This is a genomic window from Streptococcus oralis (assembly GCF_001579175.1).
In the GTDB taxonomy this organism is placed as follows: Bacteria; Bacillota; Bacilli; order Lactobacillales; family Streptococcaceae; genus Streptococcus; species Streptococcus oralis_O.
The window spans coordinates 489,566-493,028 of the sequence record NZ_KQ970759.1 but is presented as its reverse complement, the minus strand read 5'-3'; the positions used below and the strand labels follow the sequence as shown (position 1 = coordinate 493,028).

General features: G+C 40.8%; 3 protein-coding genes and 2 pseudogenes. All 5 read right to left on the bottom strand.

What is annotated here, in order from left to right; translation table 11 throughout:
- Positions 1 to 219: pseudogene (locus SORDD24_RS11570) on the bottom strand (restriction endonuclease); the annotation flags it as partial.
- Between the two features lie 106 nt (positions 220 to 325).
- Positions 326 to 1,137 (bottom strand): annotated as a pseudogene (locus SORDD24_RS02495) (MBL fold metallo-hydrolase).
- 1 nt (position 1,138) lies between these two features.
- The gene (gene vicK / locus SORDD24_RS02490) at positions 1,139 to 2,488 is read right to left on the bottom strand and encodes a cell wall metabolism sensor histidine kinase VicK (protein WP_061407142.1); all 1,350 of its coding nucleotides are present in this window, start codon (positions 2,486 to 2,488) and stop codon (positions 1,139 to 1,141) included.
- Positions 2,481 to 3,188 carry a response regulator YycF gene (gene yycF / locus SORDD24_RS02485; protein ID WP_000722063.1) on the bottom strand — a complete coding sequence of 236 codons (708 nt, stop codon included), beginning with the start codon at positions 3,186 to 3,188 and terminating at the stop codon, positions 2,481 to 2,483. The genes vicK and yycF overlap by 8 nt, the downstream gene beginning before the upstream one ends.
- Before the next feature lie 57 nt (positions 3,189 to 3,245).
- Positions 3,246 to 3,463: NUDIX domain-containing protein (locus tag SORDD24_RS02480; protein WP_196757261.1), on the bottom strand; the 218-nt coding region annotated here is incomplete at its 5' end.

Sequence of the window (3,463 nt, the reverse complement as noted above, 5' to 3'; positions counted from 1 at the left end):
ATACTTAGACTTTTCTAATCGGGGTTGAATCAAGTTTGCATAGGTTCCCGTCACCCTACTTGGAGTAATGCGGTCACTTGGAGCAAATCCCTTTCCCAACAATTCATAAGAATGAGTCGCCCAAACAATATTTTTCTTGGTCGTTCGATCTTTTAAAAGAATTTTTAATAAGTCAGCAGACTCCATAGCCAACTGTTCTTCACTAATATCTATCGTCATAAGGCAACCTTTCTCATACTATAAACCTTATTATATCATATTTTAAATGGTGTTTGGACTAGAAAATAATATCTAAACATAAGAAAAGAAGGCTCTCGCCTTCTTTTTATATGTCTGTCAATGGTGTTGCGGTATCTGGGGAAGTGTCGTAAACCTTAAAGTCTACTCCGACTCCCAGATCGGCTTGGGCTAGCTGATTGACCATGGTCATATGAGCCAGCTCCTTGATATTGTTCTCTTTGGACAAGTGACCAAGATAAATTTTCTTGGTTCGATTTCCCATGGCACGAATCATGGCCTCAGCTCCGTCTTCGTTAGAAAGGTGACCGAGATCAGATAGGATACGCTGTTTGAGTCGCCAAGCATAAGATCCAGCTCGTAAGATTTCCACGTCGTGGTTGGATTCGATGAGATAACCGTCAGCATTCTCAACAATTCCTGCCATACGATCACTAACATAACCTGTATCGGTCAACATGACAAAACTCTTGTCGTCTTTCATAAATCGGTAAAACTGGGGTGCTACTGCATCATGGCTGACCCCAAAACTTTCAATATCGATATCGCCAAAGGTTTTGGTTTTGCCCATTTCAAAGATATGCTTTTGCGAAGAATCCACCTTACCGAGGTACTTGCTATTTTCCATAGCCTGCCAAGTCTTTTCATTGGCGTAAAGATCCATGCCATATTTGCGAGCCAAGACACCGACCCCATGGATATGGTCTGAGTGCTCATGTGTAATCAAAATTGCATCCAAATCTTCAGGCTTACGATTGATTTCACTCAAGAGACTTGTGATTTTCTTACCTGACAAGCCTGCATCCACTTAAAATTTTTCGTTTTTGGGGTTTCCAGATAAAAGGAATTTCCACTGGAACCTGATGCTAAAATACTGTATTTAAAGCCTATTTCACTCATTCTAGTCTTCTATTTCGTCCTCCCATATTTCTTCTTTTACGGCATCCTTATCATAAGGGAGCACGATGGTAAAGGTTGAGCCCTTACCGTATTCACTTTTGGCCCAAATAAAGCCGTTGTGTTGTTTGATGATTTCTTTTGCGATGGCTAGACCTAGCCCAGTACCACCTTGTGCACGACTTCTTGCGCGATCCACTCGGTAAAAACGGTCAAAAATCTTCGGCAAATCTTGTTTTGGAATACCTAGACCTTGGTCTTTGATGGATAAAATCATCTGGTCATCAGTGGTTTTCATGCTGACAGTGATTTTCCCACCATCTGGTGAGTACTTGATAGCATTGTTGAGAATATTATCAATCACCTGGGTCATTTTATCGGTATCAATCTCGATCCAAACTGAATTAATAGGGTAATCTCTAACAAGTTCATATTTTTTCTCGTCATCCTGACTTCTCATCTTATCAAAGCGGTTGAGAATAAAGGTGATAAAGGCTGTAAAGTTAATCAACTCTACATCCAACTGAGTAGTCGCATTATCAATACGAGAGAGATGCAAGAGATCTGTCACCATCCGCATCATACGGTTAGTTTCATCAAGCGAAACCTTGATAAAATCAGGAGCTACAGGATCATACAAGGCTCCCTCGTCCAAGGCTTCAAGATAAGATTTTACACTGGTCAAAGGAGTTCTCAACTCATGACTCACGTTTGAAACGAAAAGTCTTCGCTCACGCTCTTCCTTCTCCTGCTCGGTCGTATCATGTAAAACAGCAACCAAACCCGAGATGAATCCAGACTCACGGCGAACCAAAGCGAAACGTACACGAAGGCTCAGGAATTCACCATTCACATCTTGGGAATCAATCATCAACTCAGGAATCTGTGTAATCAGGTCACGCAGTTCATACTCATCCTCTATCTTAAGCAATTCTAAAATGCTTTTGTTAAGGACATCTTCTTTCTGCACACCTAATTGTTTCTTGGCCATGTCATTAATCATGGTAATCTGGCCACGGCGATTGGTTGCAAGCACTCCATCTGTCATGTAAGAAAGAATACTATGCAGTCTTTTACTCTCTTGTTCCAGATTTTCTTGGGTCAAACGAATAACTTCTGACAAATCATTGAGGTTATTGGTAATATTGGTGATTTCTGTACTGCCCTGTAAGTCTAAAACTTGAGAATAATCACCCGCAATCAAGTCCTTAACCTTTTGATTTATCTCCTTCAGACGGATATTATCTCGACGGTTTTCCAGTAAGAGCAAGGTTACCACCAAGATAAAGCCAAGTAAAATCAAGATAAAGATAAAATCACTGGTCAGAATAGTTTGTCTAATATCTTCAATCATTATTTCTCATATAGTAGCCAACACCACGACGGGTGAGGATATACTCTGGACGGCTTGGAGTATCTTCAATTTTTTCACGCAAACGTCTAATGGTCACGTCCACTGTACGAACATCACCAAAATAATCATAACCCCAAACAGTCTCAAGCAAGTGTTCACGCGTAATCACTTGTCCAATATGGGAAGCCAAGTGATATAAGAGCTCAAACTCACGGTGGGTCAAATCTAATTCCTCACCGTATTTTTTGGCCACGTAAGCGTCTGGAACAATTTCCAAATCGCCAATCTGAAGTGGCTGGGATTTCTTCTCATCAGACTCTTGACTATCAACTGAAACCAAGTCGGTACGGCGAAGTAAAGCCTTGACACGCGCCTGCAATTCACGATTTGAGAAGGGCTTTGTGACATAATCATCTGCCCCTAGTTCCAAACCGATAACCTTGTCAAACTCGCTATCCTTAGCTGAGAGCATAATGATAGGAACACTACTGGTCTTGCGAATGGCTTTGGCTACTTCTAAACCATCAATTTCAGGAAGCATCAAGTCGAGGATAATAATGTCGGGTTGCTCGGCTTCAAATAGCTCGATTGCCTCACGACCGTTGAAGGCTGTTACAACTTCGTAGCCTTCTTTGGTCATATTGAACTTAATAATATCTGAGATTGGTTTCTCATCATCTACAATTAATATTTTTTTCATTAGATCACCTTTTTCTTTTTCTATTATAACAAAAAAATGGAAAGAAGACACAAATGGCTAATTCCAGTCCCCATCTCCAAGAACTGTTTTATAAACCTGCCAAATCTTTTGTTGAGGTTTAGCGAGGGGGTAGTCAGCAAACTCCTGAGGAGAAACCCAGCGAATTTCTCTGTCTGAAAACTGTTTTGATTCTGTCACCTGACCTGATAGGATTTGAATATGCCATTTACGATGACTAAAGACATGCTTGACTTGATCAAAAACTTGATGGGACC